Consider the following 21,466-nt stretch of genomic DNA (forward strand, 5'->3'; position numbering starts at 1 on the left):
TCACTGCACCAACGGTGAGTCGGCGCCCTGCAGCGCGATGCCGCGGATGTCCGCCGCGCCGATCAGGGTTTGCAGGTACTGCACCAATGCCTTCTGCCACACCCCTTGCTGCAACTGGGTGCGAATCGCGACGGCTACCGCTTCATACGGCAACGGCTGGCCTTCGATACGCTGGTCGACACTGATCACATGCCAGCCGTAGCGGCTCTCCAGCGGTTTGGCGGCCAAACCTGGGGCCAGGGTGAACAACTGGCGCTCCAACTCCGGCACGGTCTGGCCTTTGCTCACCTGGCCCAGCGAACCACCCTGTGCCTTGGACGGGCAGGCCGAGTACTTGAGCGCCAGTTCGGCAAACTGGCCCGGATGTTCTTCCAGCGTCAGCAGCAGGACTTCGGCCTGGGTGTGCGCCAGGTGGCGCGCCTCGGCGTCGTCCGGCGCGCACTCGAGCAGGATATGCCGCACCGCCAGCAACGGCGCGCTGTGAAAGCGCCCACGGTTGTTCTCGAAGTAGCGCACGCAGGTGGCTTCGTCGCAGTCGGGCACCGTCACCTCAAGCTCCAGCAGCAGGCGCGTGGCGGCTTCTTCTTCGTTCTCGCCGGCGGCGATTTCCACCGCCAGGCCCAGCTCGGCGATCCGCTGTTGCAACAGCTCGCGGATCACCAGCGCGCGGGCGGCCAGGTACACCGCTTCCTCGCGGCTGGCGGCCGGGTGGTATTGCAACTCCAGGGCCATGGCCTCGGGCGTGACCGCCACGCCGTTGACGCTGATGATCGGCCATTCCTGTTCACTGCTGGCGATCAATTCCGGCGCCTTGATCTCCTCGAAAGAGGCCTGGGCCACAGCCTCGGCCATCACCGGTTCCTTGGCCGACGAGCCGCAACCACCGCTGCCGCCGTTACCGCCACCACATCCGCATCCTGTAGTCATGACGTTCTCCTCAATACTTCTGCCGCACGATTTGATAACGACGCCCCAGGTACCAGATCGGCGCGCTGACCATATGCACCAGGCGGGTAAACGGGAACAGCACAAACAGGGTCAAGCCCAGCGCCACGTGGGCCTTGTAGATCAGCGACACCGGCGCAATCGACTCGGCCGCTTCCACCGGCCGCAACAGCACCACGTTCTGCGCCCAGTCGGCGAGCATCACCATCACCGAGCCGTCCATATGCCCGGTGGAGGCGACGATGGTCAGCAGGCCCAGCAGCAACTGCGCGAGCAACACCAGCAGGATCAGGATGTCCGACGGGCTCGAGGTCGCCCGCACGCGCGGATCGCCCAGGCGACGCTTGACCAGCATCAGCAGGCCCACCAGGCACAGCAGGCCAAAGAAGCCGCCCGAGACCATCGCCAGCAACTGCTTGTGCTCAGTGCTGATCACATGGTGGTAGACCGACGCCGGGGTCAGCAGGCCGACAAAATGCCCGGCCAGCACGAACAGCACGCCGATGTGGAAAAAGTTGCTCGCCACGCGCATGCCACGGTTGTTGAGCATCTGGCTGGAACCGGCCTTCCAGGTGTACTGCGACAGGTCGAACCGTGCCCAACTGCCCAACAGGCAGATCGCCAGGGCCACATAGGGGTACACCCCGAATACCAGCAAATTCCACTTAGACATTACCCACCTCCCCGGCGGGCACTGCGGCCCGGCCTTCTTGCTGAAAATCCACCCAGTGCAACGGCACCGCGCTTTCTTCGCGGGCCTTGCCCGGACTGCTCGGCATCGAGCTGCAGCGGTCCTGTTGCTCAGCCTGCATAAAGTCCACCGCTTCCTCTTCCCAGATTTTGTCCAGGGCTTCGAGGGAGTCGTCGCGCGGTTCGGCGGCGACCTGGGCACGCAGTTCGGCCACGGCCTGGTGCGGCTCGGCGCCGGCAATCTGCAACAGCGCACGGAAGCAACTGGCATAGCCGCTCTCACGCTCGTCGAGACGCGCAGCGAGCAAGGCCAACAGGTGCGCCACATCCGCCAGGCCCTCCCGGGCCTCGATGTCTTCGCGGGTGGACAGGAACTCCAGGTACAACGGGATGTAGTCCGGCAGCTCCTTGACGCCGATGGCAAAGCCGGCTTCTTCGTACTGGGCCATCATGTCGACCATGGCCTGGCCACGGTCGCGGGACTCGCCGTGCACGTGTTCGAACAACAACAGCGACAGCGAACGGCCCCGGCCAAACAGCGCGCCGTAGTGTTCCTGGCCGTCCATCAGGTCATTGGCGCAGATCAGTTCCAGCAGCTCGAACAACGCACCGCGCTGCTTGGGGCTGATTTCCCGGGATTCGAGAATCGCCTGTTCCAGTTCGTCGCGGCCGTTCACCAAGGTTTCAGTGGGGTAGTCCAGCAGCAACGAAATCACTTTAAGAATGCGCATGGCTCAGTCCTCCCAGATCTGGACGGTTTTCAGCACGTCACGGCGGTTGGCTTTCTTGGCGCCGAACATGTTGGTGTCGGAGCTGCCGCTGCAACCGCTGCCGAAGCTGAAACCACAGCCGGAGCGTTCGGCGAACGCGTCGCTCATGGCGTCTTCACGGTGGGCGCTCGGTACCACGAAGCGGTCTTCGTAGTTGGCGATGGCCAGGTAGCGGTACATCTCTTCCACCTGTTCAACGCTCAGGCCGACGTCTTCGAGCACTTGCAGGTCCTGTACGCCATCGACTTGCTGGGAGCGTTTGTAGGCGCGCATCGCCAACAAGCGCTTGAGTGCACGCTTGACCGGTTTTTCATCGCCGGCGGTGAGCATGTTCGCCAGGTAACGCAGCGGAATACGCAGGCTGTCCACATCCGGGATCACCCCGTTCATGCCCACGGTGCCGGCCGCGGCGGCGTTCTGGATCGGTGACAGCGGCGGCACGTACCAGACCATCGGCAAGGTGCGGTATTCCGGGTGCAGCGGCAGCGCCAGCTTCCAGTCGACGGCCATTTTGTACACCGGCGAACGCTGGGCCGAGTCGATCACCGACTGCGGCACGCCATCGGCCAGGGCCTGGCGAATCACCGCCGGGTCATTCGGGTCGAGGAAGATCTCCAGTTGCTTCTCGTACAGGTCCTGCTCGTTGGCGGTGCTGGCCACTTCGCTGATACGGTCGGCGTCGTACAGCAACACACCGAGGTAGCGAATCCGACCCACGCAGGTTTCGGCGCACACGGTCGGCATACCGGCTTCGATACGCGGGTAGCAGAAGATGCACTTCTCGGATTTGCCGCTCTTCCAGTTGAAGTAGATTTTCTTGTACGGGCAACCGCTGATGCACATGCGCCAGCCCCGGCACTTCTCCTGGTCGATCAGCACGATGCCGTCTTCTTCACGCTTGTAGATCGCACCGCTCGGGCAGGATGCCGCACACGCCGGGTTGAGGCAGTGCTCGCACAGGCGCGGCAGGTACATCATGAAGGTGTTTTCGTACTCGCCATAAATGTCGGCCTGGATCTGGTCGAAGTTCTTGTCCTTGCGACGCTTGGCGAATTCGGTACCGAGGATTTCCTCCCAGTTCGGGCCCCACTCGATCTTTTCCATGCGCTTGCCGGACACCAGCGAACGCGGGCGCGCGGTCGGCTGGTGCTCGCCCAATGGCGCGGTGTGCAAGTGCTGATAGTCGAAGTCGAACGGCTCGTAGTAGTCGTCCAGGCTTGGCAGGTCGGGGTTGGCGAAGATGTTCGCCAACACGCGGAACTTGCCGCCGATGCGGGGGTTGATCGAGCCGTTGGCGTTGCGTACCCAGCCGCCCTTCCACTTGTCCTGGTTCTCCCACTCCTTGGGGTAGCCGATGCCGGGCTTGGACTCGACGTTGTTGAACCAGGCGTATTCCATGCCTTCACGGCTGGTCCACACGTTTTTGCAGGTGATGGAACAGGTGTGGCAGCCGATGCATTTGTCCAGGTTGAGGACCATGCCGATCTGTGAGCGAATTTTCATCTCAGTTCTCCTCGATGTCAGTCGGCAATGGGCGCGGCAAATCATCACCGCTGGAGCCATCGAGCCAGTCGACCTTGGCCATCTTGCGCACCACGACAAACTCATCGCGGTTGCAACCGACCGTGCCGTAGTAGTTGAAACCGTAGGCCTGCTGGGCATAGCCGCCGATCATGTGGGTCGGCTTGAGCACCACGCGGGTCACCGAGTTGTGGTGGCCGCCCCGGGTCTTGGTGGTTTCCGAACCCGGCACGTTCACGATGCGTTCCTGGGCGTGGTACATCATCACCATGCCTTCCTTGACGCGCTGGCTGACCACCGCACGGGCGGTCAATGCGCCGTTGACGTTGAAGCATTCGATCCAGTCGTTGTCTTCGATGCCGGCGCGCTTGGCGTCGATTTCCGAGAGCCACACGATCGGTCCGCCACGGCTCAGGGTGAGCATCAGCAGGTTGTCGCTGTAGGTGCTGTGGATGCCCCACTTCTGGTGCGGGGTGATCCAGTTCAGCACGATCTCGGTCTCGCCATTGCTGCGCTTGCCCTTCACCCCTTCGATGGTGCGGGTGTTGACCGGTGGCCGGTAGCTCATCAGCTGCTCGCCGAACGCCTGCATCCACGGGTGATCCTGGTAGAACTGCTGGCGGCCGGTGATGGTGCGCCATGGGATGTTTTCATGCACGTTGGTGTAGCCGGCGTTGTAGCTCACATGCTCGTCTTCCAGGCCTGACCAGGTCGGGCTGGAGATGATCTTGCGCGGCTGCGCCTGGATGTCGCGAAAGCGAATCGCTTCGTGGGCCTTGGAGATCGCCAAGTGACTGTGGTCGATGCCGGTGAATTCCGACAGCGCGGCCCAGGCTTTCAAGGCGACCTTGCCGTTGGTTTCCGGGGCCAGGGACAGGATCACTTCGGCGGCGTCGATGGCCGTGTCGATTTTCGGCCGGCCGTGGCTGATGCCCGCAGCGCTTTCGTGATGGTTCAGCTCGCCGAGGAACTCGACTTCTTCATCGGTGTTCCAGTTGATGCCCTTGCCGCCGTTGCCGAGTTTTTCCAGCATCGGGCCCAGGGACGAGAACTGCTTGTAGATGTTCGGGTAGTCGCGTTCCACCACCGCCATGTTCGGCGCGTTCTTGCCCGGAACCGGCGCCACACCGGCGCTTTTCCAGTCGGTGCCGCCAAACGGCTGGGCCAGTTCGCCGACGCTGTCGTGCATCAACGGTACCGTGACCAGGTCTTGCTCCACGCCCAGGTGGCCGACCGACATGGCCGAGAACGCCTTGGCGATGCCCTTGTAGATTTCCCAGTCGGAGCGCGACTCCCACGCCGGGTCGATGGCCGCCGACAACGGGTGAATGAACGGGTGCATGTCCGAGGTGTTCATGTCGTCTTTTTCGTACCAGGTGGCAGTCGGCAAGACGATGTCGGAATACACGCAGGTGGAGGACATGCGGAAGTCGAGGGTGGTCACCAGGTCAAGCTTGCCGATGGCGCCGTCTTCGACCCATTCGGCCTCGGTGGGCTTGCATTCGGTGCTGTGGCCGATGTCTTCGTTCATCACGCCGTTCTTGGTGCCCAACAGGTACTTGAGCATGTACTCATGGCCCTTGCCCGAGGAACCGAGCAGGTTGGAGCGCCAGATAAACATGTTGCGCGGGAAGTTCACCGGGCTGTCCGGCTGTTCGCAGGCGAAGCGCAGGCTGCCGTCCTGCCAGGATTTGACCACGTAGTCTTTCGGCGTCATGCCGGCTGCAGCGGCGTCACGGCAAATGTGCAGCGGGTTGGTGTTGAGCTGTGGGGCACTGGGCAACCAGCCGGCGCGTTCGGCGCGGATGTTGTAGTCCAGGGCGTGTTCCGGGAATTGCGACTTGTCGGCCAGCGGCGAGAGCACGTCGTGCATGCTCATCTTCTCGTGGCGCCATTGCGAGCTGTGGCCGTAGAAGAAGCTGGTGCCGTTCATCTGGCGTGGCGGGCGGTTCCAGTCGAGGCCGAAGGCCAGGGGCAGCCAGCCGCATTGCGGGCGCAGTTTTTCCTGGCCGACGTAGTGGGCCCAGCCGCCGCCGGTCTGGCCGACACAACCGCAGAGCATGAGCATATTGATCAGCCCGCGATAGTTCATGTCCATGTGGTACCAGTGGTTCATCGCCGCGCCGACGATGATCATCGAACGGCCCTTGGTCTTGTCGGCGTTGTCGGCGAACTCACGGGCGATCTGGATGGCTTTCTCGCGGCTGACACCGGTGATCGCTTCCTGCCACGCCGGGGTGCCCGGCACGCTGGCGTCGTCGTAGTCCCTGGCCACGTTCTGGCCGCCCAGGCCACGGTCGATGGCCAGGTTGGCGGCGGACAGGTCGAACACCGTCGCCACTTTGGCCACGCTGCCGTCAGCCAGGGTCACGCTGTGCACCGGCACGCGGCGGAACTGCACGGCATCGCCGGCCACGTGCTGGAAGTGCTCGTGGGCTTCGCCGGCAAAATACGGGAAGGCCACTTCGGCGATGTCGTCGCCGATCAAGCTGAGTTTCAGGTCGATGGCACGGCCTTCACCGCCCTCCTTGGCGAGGATGTTCCACTTGCCCTTCTCGCCCCAGCGGTAGCCGATGGAGCCTTGTGGCGACACCAGTTCACCGCTTTCGTCGAGGGCGATGGTTTTCCATTCCGGGTTGTTGTCCTGGCCGAGGTTGCCGGTGAGGTCCGAGGCACGCAGGAAGCGGTCGGGCTGGAAGCCGGCGCCGGGCGCGAACCCGGTCATCGGCTTGAGCATCACCAGCACCGGCAAGTCGGTAAAGCGCTTGGCGTAGTCGGTGAAGTAGGCGCTCGGTTTATCCAGGTGAAATTCCTTGAAGATCACATGGTTGAAGGCCTGGGCCAACGCGGCGTCGGTGCCCTGCTTGGGGTTGAGCCACAGGTCGGTGAGCTTGGCCACTTCCGAATAGTCCGGGGTGATGGCCACGGTCTTGGTGCCCTTGTAGCGCACCTCGGTGAAGAAGTGCGCGTCCGGGGTACGGGTCTGCGGGACGTTGGAACCCCAGGCGATGATGTAGTTGGAGTTGTACCAGTCGGCCGATTCGGGCACGTCGGTCTGCTCGCCCCACACCATCGGCGAGGCCGGTGGCAGGTCGCAGTACCAGTCGTAGAAGCTCAGGCACACGCCGCCGAGCAGCGACAGGTAACGCGAACCCGCCGCGTAGCTGACCATCGACATGGCCGGGATCGGCGAGAAGCCGACGATGCGGTCCGGGCCGTATTGCTTGATGGTGTAGACGTTGGAGGCGGCGATGATCTCGTTGACCTCCTCCCAGTTCGAGCGAATGAAACCGCCCATGCCGCGCTTGCTCTTGTACGAGTCGGCCTTGACCTTGTCCTCGACGATGCTCGCCCACGCCTCCACCGGCGACAGGGTCTGGCGCGCCTCACGCCACAGCTTGAGCAGTGGCTTGCGGATCTTCGGGTACTTGAGGCGGTTGGCGCTGTAGATGTACCAGCTGTAGCTGGCACCCCGTGGGCAGCCGCGCGGCTCATGGTTGGGCAGGTCGTTGCGGGTGCGCGGGTAGTCGGTCTGCTGGGTTTCCCAGGTGATCAGGCCGTTCTTCACGTAGATCTTCCACGAGCACGAGCCGGTGCAGTTCACGCCGTGGGTGGAGCGCACGATCTTGTCGTACTGCCAGCGCGAACGGTAGACGTTTTCCCAGTCGCGGGACTCCTTGCGGGTCTCGCCGTGACCGTCGGAGAATTCGTTTTGCTTGCGGTTGAAGAACCGCAGTTGATCCAGTAAGTGACTCATGATGCTTTCCTCATCAGGCGTGCCGTGGGGTGCGTTGCCCCGCGAATTCGTGGTCGATCAGCAGGGTGTGGCGCAGCCTTTGCGGGCGTACCACCACCAGGTCACGACGATGCAGCTCAGGTAGAAACCGACAAACATGTAGAAGGCCATCGCCGGGCTGCCAGTGGCGGCCATGGACGTGCCGAAGGACTTGGGAATGAAGAACGCACCGAAGGCGCCCATGGCCGAACTGAAGCCCAGCACCGCGGCGGATTCCTTACCGGCATCCTTGATCGCCTGCTCGCGCTCGGCGGCGGACTTACCGGCACTGGCCTTCTCGTGCTGGGTGCGGAAGATCACCGGGATCATGCGGAAGGTGGAGCCGTTGCCGACGCCGGTGGTGATGAACAGCAGCATGAACATACCGAGGAAGCCGTAGAAGCTGCCGCCCTGCCCGTTCTGCGGCAAAAAGTGCAGCACGCCGAACACCATCACGATCATCAGCACGAAGTTCCACAAGGTCACCCGTGCGCCGCCCAGCTTGTCCGCCAGCCAGCCGCCGAGTGGGCGCACCAGGGCACCGACCAGCGGGCCGAGGAAGGCGAATTTCAGCGCCACCACATCGGGGAACGAGGTCTTGATCAGCAGCGGGAACGCCGCCGAAAAGCCGATGAATGAGCCGAAAGTCGCCAGGTACAACCAGCACATCAGCCAGTTGTGCTTGCGCTTGAAGATCACCGCCTGCTCGCTGAACGAAGCGCGGGCGCTGGACAGGTCATTCATGCCGAACCAGGCCGCCACGGTGACGGTGAGGATAAACGGCACCCAGATGAAACCGGCGTTCTGCAGCCAGAGTTGACTGCCATCCGCCAAGGTCTGCGGTTGGCCGCCCACCAGGCCGAACACGCCGAACGTGATCACCAGCGGCACGCAGAACTGCATCACCGACACCCCCAGGTTGCCGAGGCCGGCGTTCAGGCCCAGGGCCGTGCCTTGCTGCGACTTGGGGTAGAAGAAGCTGATGTTGGACATGCTCGAGGCGAAGTTGCCGCCGCCGAAACCGCACAGCAGTGCGATCAGTACAAACACGCTGTAGGGGGTGCTGGGGTCTTGCACCGCAAAGCCCATCCACAGCGACGGCAGCAACAGCGACGCGGTGCTCAGGGCGGTCCAGCGGCGGCCGCCGAAGATCGGCACCATGAACGAGTAGAACACCCGCAAGGTGGCACCGGACAGGCCCGGCAACGCCGCCAGCCAGAACAACTGGTCGGTGGTGAACGTAAAGCCGATGGCGTTCAGGCGCACGATCACCGTGCTCCACACCATCCACACGGCGAAGGCCAGCAACAGCGCAGGGATCGAGATCCACAGGTTGCGGGTTGCGGTCTTCTTGCCGCTGGCGCCCCAGAACGCCGGGTCTTCAGGGCGCCAGTCGTGGATCACCGGCCCCGAGCCGGGCTTTTGCGCGATGGACATGTTCATTCTCCTTGGAGAGGTTGGGCGGTTTTGCCCAACAGCGGTTGCTTGCGCATTTCGCTGAAGTACATCCAGGTCAGGGACACCCAGACCACGCCGTACATCAACATGAAGCAGGACGAGCGCACGCCGGTGAGGTCCACCAGGGCGCCAAACAGGATCGGCAGCACAAAGCCGCCCAGGCCACCGGCCAGGCCGACGATGCCGGACACCGCGCCCATGTTCTGTGGGTAGTCATTGGCGATGTACTTGAACACCGAGGCCTTGCCGAACGCGAAGGCGATGCCCATCACGAACAGCAGTACGGTGAACAGGGTGGCGTTGAGGCCGATGTGGAAGTCCAGGGGACCGTTGACGGTCTGCACCTGCAATTGGGTCTGCGGGTAGCTGAGCAGGAACAGGCAGATCCAGCTCACCCACAGCACCCACCAGGTCACGCTCTGGGCGCCCCAACGGTCGGACATCCAGCCGCCCACCGCGCGCAGCACGCCGCCGGGCAGGGAGAAACACGCGGCCAGCAACGCGGCGCTTTGCAGGCTGAAGCCGTATTCCTGCACGTAGTACTTGGTCATCCACAGCGCCAGGGCCACATAGCCGCCGAACACAATCGAGTAGTACTGGCAGTAGCGCCACACGGCCGGGTCTTTCAGGCACAGCAGCTGCTGGCGCAGGGTGGCGCCGCCGGCACTGCGGTGGGCCTTGTTCTCGCTGGTGAGGAACCAGAACAGTAGCGCGGTGATAAACAGGATCGCGCCGAACACCTTGGGCACCAGGTGCCAGGTGCCGAGGGCGATCAGCGCCGGGGCCAGGAACTTGGTGACGGCGGCGCCCGCGTTGCCGGCGCCGAACACGCCCATGGCAAAGCCCTGGTTGTCTTTGTCGAACCACTTGGCCACGTAGGCGATGCCCACCGAAAACGAACCGCCGGCCAGGCCGACGAACAGGCCCAGCACCAGGAACTGCCAATAGGCGGTGGCGTAGGTGATCAGGTACAGCGGCAGCACACAGGCGAGCATCAACAGGAAGAACACGATGCGCCCGCCGAAGCGGTCAGTCAGCAGGCCCAGGGGCAGGCGTACCAGGGAGCCGGTCAATACCGGGGTAGCGGCCAGCAGGCCGAACTGGGTTTCGTTGAGTTGCAACAGCTCTTTGATGGGTACGCCCAGCACGGCGAACATCATCCACACCATAAAGCAGACGGTGAAGGCGAGTGTGCTCATGCCCAGCACCAGGCCTTGTCTTATACGGGGTTGAGTCACGGTATGCGCTCCAGAAAGTGATTCCATGGGCGCAGGTTAGGGGCGACACCCCCGTGGAACTTGACCCAGGTCAACGTCCGCCTGGGGGGTATGGGGCTATGCTGGCCCCACATACCTCTAAGGAGGTAGTCCTAACAACAAGAGAAAGTCTTTATTTATCAATGGATTGGTCTCTTGTGCCGGCGTTTTCCCGTGGGAGGGTTTGCCGGCAACTCTTTAGAGGTAGTGCGCCAGGGATTGCGGTTTTTCAGCCCTTTTCCCTTTGCAGGTGCCGCCATGCAGGCTTCCAACCCCCTTCGCTTACGCCGCCATGTTTAACTGGCTGCGCAGCTCCCTGCCCGCTCGCGCCGGGCTGGCGGTGATCCTGATCGCCATCCTCGCCCTCGCCAGTTCCTTGAGCGCCGGCCTGATCGCCTGGTTCAGCCAGGGCGACGCGGCCGCCATCAACACCGCCGGTTCGGTGCGCATGGAGACCTACCACCTGAGCTGGAAACTGGCGGCCGGCGCGCCTGCCGACGAGATCGACGCCATCACCCACAGCCTGCAAGGGCGCCTCGACAGCCAATCGCTCAAGGCGGTGCTTGAAGACGGCCCGCGCAGTGCCCTGCTGCAGAGCTACCAACAGATCCAGCAGCGCTGGGACACCGATCTGCGCCCGGCGCTGGCCCGTGGCGACGCGATGCTGTTCCAGGCCAGCGCACCGGGGTTCGTCGAGCAATTGAACCAATTCGTCAGCCTCCTGCAACAACACAGCGAACAGAAACAGGGCTGGCAGCAAAGCATCCAGGGCCTGGCTCTGTTCAGTACGCTGATCATCCTGCTGATCGGCCTGTATGAATTGCAGTACGGCGTGGTCAACCCCCTGGAAGAGCTGGTGCACGCGACCCGGCGCTTTCGTGATGGCGACTTCAAGACCCGGGTCAATCACCGCTCCGAAGACGAGTTGGGGCAACTCGCCCTGAGCTTCAACACCATGGCCGAAACCATTGAACACTCCCACCGCACCCTCGAGAGCCAGGTGCGGCAGAAAACCCTCAACCTGCAACAAGCCAACGCTGCCCTGGAGCTGCTTTACCAGAGCAGCCGCAGCCTGGCCACGCGCCTGGCGAACGCCGAGGGCCTGGATGAACTGATCCGGCGCTTCCAGAAACGCCTGCCGGGGCTGCGCCTGTCGCTGTGCCTGCAAGGGCACTTCCTGGCGCCGGCCCAGCAGATGCTCTCCCTGAATGGAGGGGATAGCCGCAACGTCTGCGCCATCGGTGATTGCGCAACGTGCCAAAAACAGAAAGTGGCGCTCCCCCAGGTATTCAGCATCAGCAACCAGGGCTCGGAACTGGGCGAACTCAAGGCGCACTTCCTCGACGGCCATGCGCCCCAGGACTGGGAGAAACAGTTGATCCAGGCCCTGGCCAACCTGATCGGCACCTCGCTGTCGCTCAAGCGCCAGCGCGAACAGGACCACCGCCTGCTGCTGCTCGACGAACGCACCATCATCGCCCGGGAACTGCACGATTCCCTGGCCCAGGCGCTGTCCTACATGAAGCTGCAGGTCAGCCGCATGCAAACCCTGATCCGCCGTGGCGAACCGGTGGAAACCCTGGCCACCGTCACCGCCGAACTGCGCGACGGCCTGAACAACGCCTACCGCCAACTGCGCGAATTGCTCACCACCTTCCGCCTGCAAATCCACGATGCCGGGCTGGTGCAGGAGCTGCAGGACACCGCCGAGGAGTTCTCGCGGCGTGGCGAGTTCCAGGTGCACCTGCATGTGGACGCCCTGGCCTTCCAACTGTCGGCCAGCGAACAGATCCACTTGTTGCAGGTCACCCGCGAGGCCCTGTCCAATTGCCTGCGCCATGCCCATGCGCAAAACGCCTGGCTGCAACTGCGCCAGGAAGGCGAGACCGTGAGCCTGAGCATCGAGGACGACGGCCGGGGCTTCTGCGGTGAGGTCGACACCCGCGAACACCACGGCCTGACCATCATGGACGAGCGCGCCCGCAGCCTGCATGGCCACCTCGACATCAGCCCCCGCGAGCCCCAAGGCACCCGCGTGCAATTGCGTTTCCAACCGGAATTTCTCGGCCACTCCCTACAAGGCACCGCCTCATGAACACCCTCACCCGCCACCGTATCCTGCTGGTCGACGATCACCCGATGATGCGCCACGGCATGCGCCAGATGCTTGAACTGGAAGACGACCTGCAAGTGGTCGGCGAAGCCGGCAACGGCCAGGAAGCCCTGGACCAGATCGACGCGCTGCAACCGGACCTGGTGCTGCTGGACAACAACATGCCGCACATGAACGGCCTGGAAACCCTGCGCCGCCTGCGGGCCATGAACTATGCCGGCAAGGTGTTGCTGTTCACCGTGTCCGACGCCGAGGACGACATCCGCGACGCGCTGCGCCTGGATACCAATGGCTATCTGCTCAAGGACATGGAGCCGGAGTTGTTGATCCAGTACATCCGTGATGCGTTGCATGGCGCGTTGGTCATCAGCCCCGGCCTGACCCGCGTCCTGGCCCAGGCCCTGCGCTCGCCACAGCCCCATGCGGCAGTGGAATTGACCGAGCGCGAGCGCCAGGTGCTGAGGACGATTGCCAGTGGGCACAGCAACAAGGTGATCGGGCACAAACTGGGGATTACCGAGGGCACGGTGAAGGTGCATGTGAAGAATCTGCTGCATAAGCTGGGGTTGCGGTCGCGGGTGGAGGCGGCGGTCTGGGCGATGGAGCATTTGCGGCAGGCGGGGTGAGGCTGTTTGAGGCTGAACGCGCGGCAGATAGGGCTGTTGTGGTGAGCGGGCTTGTCCCGCGCTGGGCTGCGTAGCAGCCCCAGTCCAGAAGAATGCGGTGTATCAGACACTCTGTAGACACTGGTTTTGGGGCTGCTACGCAGCCCAGCGCGGGACAAGCCCGCTCACCACAAAAAGCCCGCTCACCACAGGGAGATTTGTCAGGGGCTGAAAGGTTGTGTAGATACTCATGCTCATCGGGGGGCAAGCCCCCTCCCACATTGTTTACACAAACCCCGCAAGAGGTACCCCCACAGAGGCATATCAACCCCGCCCCAAGCCTTCTACGCTAGCCCATTGCGGAGGCCCAACCATGCTCACCCATCCCCACATCGTGCTCACCCTGCGTCGCCATCACCTGTTCAGCCAGCTCCCGGAAAAAACCTTCCAGGACGTCTGCACCCTGGCCAATCTCAAGCGCCTGCCCGGCCATGCGCCGTTGATGCACCAGGGCGACGCGGCCGAGCGTTTTTTCCTGCTGGTCAGCGGCCAGATCAAGCTGCACCGGGTCACGGGCGAAGGCCAGGAACACCTGGTGGAAATCATCCAGCCCGGCCAGACCTTTGCCGAAGCGCTGCTGTTTACCCAGGCCAAGGCCTATCCGGTGAGCGCCACCGCGCTCAAGGACAGTGTGCTGGTCAGCATCGAAGGCCAGCACTACCGCCGGGCCCTGGAAAACCAGCCGAAAATCTGCCTGGCGATCCTGGCCAGCATGAGCATCCACCTGCATCAGCGCCTCAAGGACATTGACACCCTGACCCTGGCCAACGCCAGCCGTCGGGTGATCAACTTCCTGTTCCAGGAGCGCGATGCGCTGAGTGGCGAGGTGGTGCTGCAAGTGCCCAAGCGCCTGGTGGCGTCGAAGCTGGGGATCCAGCCGGAGACCTTTTCAAGGATCCTGCACCGGCTGGTGGAAGGCGGGTTGATCGAGGTGCAGCGGCGCACCATTCGAATCCTCTGCGAAGAACAGTTGATGGGCTATCAGGCCGGCTGATCAGTGCCCGCTGTGGACCGCTGACGCCCGCCCCGCCCGCTCCAGATTCCGCCACAACCAGGGCGGCAACACATCCGGGTCCAAACTGTCGATCAGATTCTTCAACCCCAGCCCCAATTCCGTATCCCCCTCGATCACCAACCGGCGGCGAAAGAACAACGTATCCGGATCTTCCTGGCGGCTGGCCAGCAACAGAAACTCCCGCCAATTACCACTGATGCTAACCTGCGCCTCAGCCTTTTGCGCAATCCGCAACCCATCCCGCCCCAGGGTCAGGTACCAGCACAACCCCAGGTCAGGAATACGCAAACACAGCCAACGCCCGCGCAGCAGGTCAAACCCACCGTCGCGCAGGGGTTCGGCCAGGCAGCGGTTGAGGGCTTGCTGCAAGGCCAGGCGCTGTACGCCAAACGGCACGCGGCGGATCAACGGCAACAACCGGTCGGCACCCTTGAGCAGCCATGGTTTACGACTCAGCACAGGCCCACCTCCTCAACCCGCAACATGCCCGCCTGGCCGTGCCAGTAGCCGTTGCAGCCTTCGACATACAGCGGCGGCGTAGCGCCCTGGCGTACCTGGTCGTAGGCACGCACCACCTCGACCATGCCCTCGGCCCGGGGGCTCAGGCGCAACAGGTTGGCGCCGCTGGACACCAGGCCGGGGTAATCGGCCAGCAGGTTGGTAACGTCGGCCGACATGGTCTGGATGCCGTTCAAGGTGAACAACGCCTGCCCTTCCTGGCTGGTCAGTGGCATGCCATCGGGGTAGTTGATGCAGCAGAACTGGCAATCGTCCTTCGGGCGGTTTTCCGCGCGGGCGGTGAAGCAACGCGCCGAGTAGGCCAGGGGCAAATGGCCGTAGGCGAAGATCTCCACTTCGGGCAACGGCCGGCCCAATTCGCGCACCTGTTCCAGCACGTCGGCGATCAGGCCCTGGGAGCACTCCACCGGCGGCACCCAGCGCTGCATGCCGGCGTCGAGCAGTTGCACCAGGGCGTGACCGTTGTAGAGGTTGAGCGCCGGGCCGCCGACAAAGGGCAGTTTGCGCTCGATCAGCATCTGCACCGCGCCCATGTCGTTGGCCTCCACCAGCCACTCGCCGTTGTCGCACAGGCGGCGCAGGCTCGAGAGTTCGGAGGCGGCTTCGATCAAGGTCAGGCTCGACAACACGATCTGCGCCGGGCTGCAGGTTTGCAGTTCCCGGCCCAGGCCCAACCAACGGTCCAGGGAAAACGCGCGGCGCTTGGCGCACACGGTTTCGCCCAGGTAAATCACGTCCAGGGGCAAGCCGGCCATGTCCGAGTAGAAGCGCCCCAGGTGTTCCTTATCCCAATAAAACAGCACCGGTCCCAGGCTGAGTTTCATCTGTGTCTCCTCACTGCCATGCACGATGGTAGGCGCCGAGTGTGGTCTGGCTGCCTTCGGATAACCCGGCCAGCACCTGGCGCCATTGGTCCTTGACCACAAAGCTGGCCGGTGCGCTGCGGTGGGCGTCGAGCGCGGCGCGCCAGACCCGGGTGACTTGTTCCACATACGCCGGGCTGCGTTGGCGGCCTTCGATCTTGACCGCTTCGACGCCGATGGCGCTGAGCTCCGGCAGCAGGTCGAGGGTGTCGAGGCTGGTGGGTTCTTCGAGGGCATGGAAGCGTTTGCCGCCGACCAGGAAGCGGCCCTTGCACAGGGTCGGGTAACCGGCGGGTTCGTCGGCGGTATAGCGGTCGATAAGTACTTCGCTCAGGCGCGCACTCAAGCCCTCGGCATCTTCGCTCCAGCGCACCGCCTTGGCCGGCGAGCACACGCCGCACAGGTTCGGCGACTCGCCGGTGATATAGGAAGACAGGTGGCAACGCCCCTCGGCCATGATGCACAGGCTGCCGAAACCGAACACTTCGATGGGCACCGGGCTGCTCGCAGCCACCTGCTTGACCTGGGCCAGGGACAGCACACGGGGCAATACCGCGCGGCGAATGCCGTAGCGCTCGGCATAGAACTTCAGCGCCGCCGCGTGGGTGGCCGAGCCCTGTACCGACAGGTGCAAGGCCATGTGCGGATGCTGGCGGCTGGCGTAGTCGAGCACGCCGGGGTCGGCGGCGATCAGGGCGTCCACGCCGTGGTCCGCCGCGCGGTCGACGGCGCGTTGCCAACGCGCCCAGATCTTCGGTTGCGGGTAGGTATTGACCGCCACGTAAAGCTTGCGCTGGTGCTGGCGAATAAAGGCGACGGCACCGTCGAACTGTTTGTCGTCCATGTTCAACCCGGCAAAGTGCCGGGCATTGGTGTCATCGCGAAAACCGACATACACCGCATCGGCGCCTTGGCGCACCGCGGCTTTAAGCGCAGGCAGGTTGCCTGCCGGGCAGACCAGTTGCATGGGGGCTCCTCAGAGAAATTCAGCGAAAGACACAAACGGCACCGGTTCATCCTTGAGCACCTGGTGCTCACGCTCGACGATCACCAGGCCATCGGCCCAACAGGCGGCGGTGAGCATCGCCGAGCTTTGCTGGGGGTGCAGCACGGCGCGCAATTGCCCGTCCTCGCCAGGGCTCAGGCGTGCACGCAGGTACTGGCGGCGCTTGTTGGGCTTGAGCCATTCGAATGCGGCCGGCACCTGGATCGGCACCGGCAACACCCGCTCCACTCCTTGGGCGCGCAGCAGGAACGGACGCACCACCACCAGCGCGGTGATCAACGCCGCCGACGGGTTACCGGGCAGGCCCAGCCACGGCTTGCCCGCCACGTCGCCAAATGCCAGGGGTTTGCCGGGCTGGATCGCCAGGCGCCAGAAGTCCACGCGGCCGAGCGCCTCGATGGCCTGCTTGAGATGGTCCTCCTCACCCACCGACACCCCCGCCGAGGTCAGCAACAGGTCGCATTCAGACGAGGCCAGGGCCAGCGCATCACGGCTGGCGGCCAGTTCATCCGCCATCACGCCGTAGTCGTGCACGTCCACGCCCCAGCCACGCAACAAGGCAGCCAGGGCATAGCGGTTGCTGTTGTAGATCTGCCCCGGCACCAGCGCTTCGCCCGGGTCACGCAGCTCGTTGCCGCTGCTGAGCAGGCACACCCGCAACGGGCGATAGACTTTCAACCGAGGGATGCCGGCCGAGGCCAGCAAGCCGATGTCCTGGGCGCGCAGGCGCTTGCCGACGGCGATCAGGGTCTGCCCACGCTGCAACTCTTCACCCTGCTTGCGCACATGCTCGCCGAGACGTACCGGCGGGCACCAGATGCGCTGGCCGTACAGGCGACAACGCTCCTGGGGCACCACCGTGTCGGCGCCGGGCGGTAGCGGCGCACCGGTAAAGATGCGCACGGCCTGCCCGGCCTGCACCCTCACCTTGCTGTGCTGCCCCGCCGCAATGCGCCCGGCGAGCATCAGGTAGCCGCCTTCGGCCGGTACGTCCTCGGCGCGCAGGGCGTAGCCGTCCATGGCGCTGTTGTCGAAGCCGGGCAAATCCAGGGGTGAGAACAGTTCTTCGGCGACCACCCGCCCCAGCGCCTGCTCCAGGCCAATCACCTGGGTGCTCGGCGGCGGCGGCGCCTGGGCCAGCAGCGCGGCGATGGCCTCGTCCACCGGCATCAGGTGGCCGCTGTCACACACCGAGACACTCATGAACGCGACTCGCAGGCTTGCAGGATTTGCTCAGGCTGAGGCTTGAGGTGCGGCACGAAGTTGCACGGGCCGGTGCGGCTGTCCAACTGTTCCGCCAGGATCCTGTCCCAGCCGGTGCGGCATGCGCCCGGCGAGCCCGGCATGCAGCACACCAGCACGCCGTTGCTGATGCCGGCCAGGGCGCGGGACTGCAAGGTGGAAGTGCCGATTTCGGCCAAGGACACCTGGCGGAACAGCTCACCGAAGCCTTCGACATGTTTGTCCAGCAACGGCAGCACCGCCTGGGGCGTGTTGTCGCGGGCGGTGAAACCGGTACCGCCGGTCATCAGCACCACTTGCACCTCGGGGTCGGCGATCCACAGGGACACCTGCGCACGAATCTGGTAGATATCGTCGATCACCAGGCCACGGTCGATAAGCACATGCCCGGCACTTTCGAGGCGGTCCACCAGGGTCTGGCCGGAGGTGTCGGTGTCGAGGGTACGGGTGTCACTGATGGTCAGCACGGCGATGTTCAGGGGCACGAACGTGCGTTGTTTCAAATGGGCCATGATCAAGGCTCCAGGCGTCAAGAAAGTTGCCGTCAGCCTGCGCCGCAACGGGCGCAGGGCCTATTCCTCCAAGGAGGTATCTCGTTCAGGGGGCCAGGCGCGTGCGCTGCCAAATGCCCCCGTGCAGGCGGTAGTCGAGACGGTCATGCAGACGGTCGGGCCGGCCCTGCCAGAACTCGATGCGCTGCGGTTGCAGGCGGTAACCGCCCCAATGCTCGGGCCGTGGTGGTTGCTGCCCGGCGAAACGCTCGGTGACGTCACGCAGGCGGCTTTCCAACTCGCTGCGATGGCCAAGGGGCTGGCTTTGCGGCGACGCCCAGGCGCCCAACTGGCTGGCGGCCGGTCGCGCATCGAAATAATCGTCCGACAGCTGCGCATCCGCTCGAACCACCGGGCCTTCGATACGCACCTGACGCTCCAGCCCCGGCCAGAAAAACGTCATGGCCGCATGGGGATTGCTCGCCAACTCCTGGCCCTTGGCACTCTGGTAATGGCCGAAAAAGAAAAAACCCTCGGCACTGAAACCCTTGAGCAGCAGGATGCGACAGTGGGCATGCCCATCATGATCGACCGTAGCCAAGGCCATGCTATTGGCCTCGGCCGGCGGCACCTCGGTTTTACGCGCCTGATCCAGCCACTGGCCGAACAGCACCAAGGGATCGTCCTGCACCAAGTCATCACGCAGGCCATAAAGGGTGTAGTTGCGGCGCAATTGCGCAAGAGACAGGGGCATGGCGCAGTCCTCCAGAAAGTTCGCCACAGTGTGGGAACTACCACGAAGTTATCCCTTGACCGCGATCAACATTCGCCCGTGGCATGACGCCGCATGTGATTGCTTGAGGTGTGGGGGGCTACACAACGGATCGCGTTGCTGTTGCTGTTGCTCTGGCTGTTGCTCTGGCTCTGCTTTTGATCTTGATCTCAGGCGCCCCGTCAAACACGCTGGCCGAACGCAGGCTTGAATCCGTGGGTAACCCGGCAGGACGCCGGGTTAGCCGTCCTGGGCCAGGGATGGCCCATGACGGCGGCCCACGGATTCAAGCCGGAGTGAGGGCACACCGAGCCTAGGCGAGGTGCCGAGTGTTGGGGCGAGGACCTTTTGCTTACTTTTGGGTCCCTCCAAAAGTGAGCCGCTGTAAGAGCGGAACCATAGGTGGCCGTTACCGTAGCAACGGATATGTACTCGGCCTGATCCAACATCCTGGTCGGCTGTCAGGCCGCCATCGGGGGCAAGTCGAATCGTCGCACCGCCCCTCCCACATTTGATCTCCATACAGTCAGGTAGATACTAGTCTGCTCTGGATCTCACTCCATTACCGCAGCAACACCCGCGCGACCACATCCGCCTGGAGAACGACCTGTTGTTTACCAGGGCGCTCAGTCCGCCTGCCTGATCAACGCAACATCAGCTTGGCCACGATCACGATCACGACCATATGCACCAGGATGCTGCGACGAATCCACGTCGCACGCCGGGGGCTCAAGCGCTGGTGACTCAGCAGGTACGCCAGCCACAGGTAATGGCCGATGATGCTCAGGGCCAGCAGGATTTTCAGGCTCAGCAGCGCGGCGAAGTGGCTGGCCCAGGGCACCGCCAACAGCCCGCGATAGTGCCAGGCCAGGCCGATGCCCGCGCCGTACAGCAGCACCACCACGCCGTGCAGTACCTGGCGCGAACGCCGTGCAATGGCATGGTCGGAGGTGAACTGCGCCGACCAGGCCAGTTCCTCGCGGGCGCTGTACCAGATCACTACTTCGAAAAACAGCGTGCCGATAAACGCAATCGCTGCCAGCAGATGCACGATCAACAAGGTGGAATAGAGCATGACGTCCTCCTAGCCCGGATGCCCATCGACCCGTGCCTGCCACAGCATCGGGCCATACCGCCACAGGTACAGGCCGAGCCCGAGGGTCCAGCACACCCCCGCCAGCCACAACGCGGCCATCGGCAACAGCAGGACCAGCACCACCCGGCACACACACGCCAGGTTCAGCAGCCCAAAGGCCAGGGTCATCCCTGCGGGCGGCTGCAACGGGCGGCCGGTGTGGCCCAGGCTGACGCGGGCGATCATGGCCAGGATCAGCCCGGCCATGGCGCCGATGGTCAATGCATGCACGGCCAGGCTGGGATTGAGCGGCGCGCCGAAGTGCCACAGCGCCATGCCCAGGCAGGCCACGGCCAGCCAGGCATACGCCAGGTGCAATGACCACAGCAACGGCACGCGCCACAGGCCACGATCATGCCAGCGGACCAGGCGCACCAGGTGCCCCAGCCCGAGGGCGGCGAACAGCAGGCCGATCCACAGGTTGGCGCCCAACGCGGGCCCTGCGGCATACAGCACGGCGATCAGCAGCGAGCCGCCAAGCAATATAAGGTCCAGCCACGCCCAGGGTTTGACCGCTTCGACCCGACCCAAACCGCGCTGGGTGAAAAACGGAATCACCCGTCCGCCGATCAGGCCCATCATCGCCGCCACCAGCCACAGGCCGGTGAGCACCGCCTGGCGCTGCAGCCCGGAGTCATTGCGCAGCAAGCCATACAGCGACAGCGCATCAGCCACGGTCAGCAGCGCCAGCACCAGCACAATCGGGTAATTACGCGTCTGTCTTACCTGCCAGAGGGTCCAGCCCATCACCGCGGCGACGGCCAAGGGAAAGGTCAGTTCCAGCACCGCCAGCAGCGGCCAGTGCAGGTTGAACAACCAGCCCAGGCGCGCCGCCAGCCACACGCCGGCAAGCAGCGCCAGGGCATTGCCGCTGATGCCTGGGCGGCCGGTCCAGGTCTGCACTGCCGTGAGCAGGAACCCGGCGATGATCGCCACGCCAAAGCCGAACAGCAGCTCATGGCGATGCCAGGCCAGCCAGCCGCCGGCGGGTTGCCAACTGCCGAGGTGCCCGCCCAGGGCCAGCAGCCACAGGGGGATTGCCAGCGCCGCCAACACACAGGCGCCGAGAAAGAATGGCCGGAAGGCCAGGCGAAACAACGGGGTAATCGACATGGCCTTGCGCCGATCGAGCACTTGCATGACACGGTCTCCCTTCAGGACTGCGGCAATCTTGCGCCGATACCTGCGTATTGCCCTTGTCGTAGATCAAGTCGCTATCGGGGCCAAGGG

Annotated in this window: 18 protein-coding genes; 3 read left to right on the forward strand and 15 right to left on the reverse strand. The window is 64.0% G+C overall.

Annotation, left to right across the window (positions count from 1 at the left end):
• Genes FX984_RS05780 through FX984_RS05810 form a run of 7 tightly spaced genes read right to left on the reverse strand, consistent with a single transcriptional unit; the run spans position 1 to position 10,397 of the window.
• Positions 1-927 (reverse strand): peptidylprolyl isomerase, encoded by a 927-nt coding sequence (locus FX984_RS05780; protein ID WP_146478373.1) that lies wholly within the window; start codon positions 925-927, stop codon positions 1-3.
• Positions 928-937: 10 nt separating this feature from the next.
• Entirely contained in the window at positions 938-1,618 is a 681-nt protein-coding gene (gene narI, locus FX984_RS05785; protein WP_027607172.1) for a respiratory nitrate reductase subunit gamma, read from the reverse strand.
• A complete protein-coding gene (gene narJ, locus FX984_RS05790) occupies positions 1,611-2,366 on the reverse strand; it encodes a nitrate reductase molybdenum cofactor assembly chaperone (RefSeq protein ID WP_146478374.1) in 756 nt (251 codons plus the stop codon). The genes narI and narJ overlap by 8 nt, the downstream gene beginning before the upstream one ends.
• Positions 2,367-2,369: 3 nt before the next feature.
• A complete protein-coding gene (gene narH, locus FX984_RS05795) occupies positions 2,370-3,908 on the reverse strand; it encodes a nitrate reductase subunit beta (RefSeq protein WP_027607174.1) in 1,539 nt (512 codons plus the stop codon).
• A gap of 1 nt (position 3,909) precedes the next feature.
• Positions 3,910-7,683, reverse strand: coding sequence for a nitrate reductase subunit alpha (locus FX984_RS05800; protein ID WP_092357304.1), 3,774 nt, complete (start codon positions 7,681-7,683; stop codon positions 3,910-3,912).
• A gap of 57 nt (positions 7,684-7,740) precedes the next feature.
• Positions 7,741-9,138 (reverse strand): NarK family nitrate/nitrite MFS transporter, encoded by a 1,398-nt coding sequence (locus FX984_RS05805; protein WP_146478375.1) that lies wholly within the window; start codon positions 9,136-9,138, stop codon positions 7,741-7,743.
• A 2-nt stretch (positions 9,139-9,140) separates the two neighbouring features.
• On the reverse strand, positions 9,141-10,397 hold the full coding sequence (locus FX984_RS05810; protein WP_092357308.1) for an MFS transporter: 1,257 nt from the start codon (positions 10,395-10,397) through the stop codon (positions 9,141-9,143).
• Between the two features lie 310 nt (positions 10,398-10,707).
• Here FX984_RS05810 and FX984_RS05815 point away from each other — a divergent pair, with 310 nt between their 5' ends.
• From FX984_RS05815 to FX984_RS05825, 3 genes are all read left to right on the forward strand, one after another.
• A complete protein-coding gene (locus tag FX984_RS05815; RefSeq protein ID WP_092357310.1) occupies positions 10,708-12,510 on the forward strand; it encodes a HAMP domain-containing protein in 1,803 nt (600 codons plus the stop codon).
• Entirely contained in the window at positions 12,507-13,154 is a 648-nt protein-coding gene (gene narL, locus FX984_RS05820; protein WP_146478376.1) for a two-component system response regulator NarL, read from the forward strand. The genes FX984_RS05815 and narL overlap by 4 nt, the downstream gene beginning before the upstream one ends.
• Positions 13,155-13,506: 352 nt before the next feature.
• Positions 13,507-14,187, forward strand: a complete 681-nt coding sequence (locus FX984_RS05825; RefSeq protein ID WP_146478377.1) for a Crp/Fnr family transcriptional regulator — start codon at positions 13,507-13,509, stop codon at positions 14,185-14,187.
• Here FX984_RS05825 and ubiT read toward each other — a convergent pair whose 3' ends face one another.
• From ubiT to FX984_RS05870, 8 genes are all read right to left on the reverse strand, one after another.
• Complete coding sequence (gene ubiT, locus FX984_RS05830) at positions 14,188-14,667, reverse strand: ubiquinone anaerobic biosynthesis accessory factor UbiT (RefSeq protein ID WP_092357314.1); 480 nt, start codon at positions 14,665-14,667, stop codon at positions 14,188-14,190.
• On the reverse strand, positions 14,661-15,551 hold the full coding sequence (locus FX984_RS05835) for a U32 family peptidase (RefSeq protein ID WP_146478378.1): 891 nt from the start codon (positions 15,549-15,551) through the stop codon (positions 14,661-14,663). Before FX984_RS05835 ends, ubiT begins: the two co-directional genes overlap by 7 nt.
• A 10-nt stretch (positions 15,552-15,561) precedes the next feature.
• Positions 15,562-16,557 carry a ubiquinone anaerobic biosynthesis protein UbiU gene (gene ubiU, locus FX984_RS05840; RefSeq protein ID WP_065948136.1) on the reverse strand — a complete coding sequence of 332 codons (996 nt, stop codon included), beginning with the start codon at positions 16,555-16,557 and terminating at the stop codon, positions 15,562-15,564.
• Between the two features lie 9 nt (positions 16,558-16,566).
• Positions 16,567-17,799, reverse strand: coding sequence for a molybdopterin molybdotransferase MoeA (locus FX984_RS05845; protein WP_146478379.1), 1,233 nt, complete (start codon positions 17,797-17,799; stop codon positions 16,567-16,569).
• A complete protein-coding gene (gene moaB / locus FX984_RS05850) occupies positions 17,796-18,350 on the reverse strand; it encodes a molybdenum cofactor biosynthesis protein B (protein WP_027607185.1) in 555 nt (184 codons plus the stop codon). The genes FX984_RS05845 and moaB overlap by 4 nt, the downstream gene beginning before the upstream one ends.
• 85 nt (positions 18,351-18,435) lie before the next feature.
• The gene (gene pdxH, locus FX984_RS05855; RefSeq protein WP_092357320.1) at positions 18,436-19,083 is read right to left on the reverse strand and encodes a pyridoxamine 5'-phosphate oxidase; all 648 of its coding nucleotides are present in this window, start codon (positions 19,081-19,083) and stop codon (positions 18,436-18,438) included.
• A 661-nt stretch (positions 19,084-19,744) separates the two neighbouring features.
• A complete protein-coding gene (locus FX984_RS05865) occupies positions 19,745-20,176 on the reverse strand; it encodes a hypothetical protein (RefSeq protein ID WP_146478380.1) in 432 nt (143 codons plus the stop codon).
• Positions 20,177-20,185: 9 nt separating this feature from the next.
• Positions 20,186-21,376 carry an NnrS family protein gene (locus FX984_RS05870; protein ID WP_146478381.1) on the reverse strand — a complete coding sequence of 397 codons (1,191 nt, stop codon included), beginning with the start codon at positions 21,374-21,376 and terminating at the stop codon, positions 20,186-20,188.
• Positions 21,377-21,466: the final 90 nt, after the last annotated feature.

It is taken from the genome of Pseudomonas marginalis (assembly GCF_008692035.1).
GTDB classification, from domain to species: domain Bacteria; phylum Pseudomonadota; class Gammaproteobacteria; order Pseudomonadales; family Pseudomonadaceae; genus Aquipseudomonas; species Aquipseudomonas marginalis.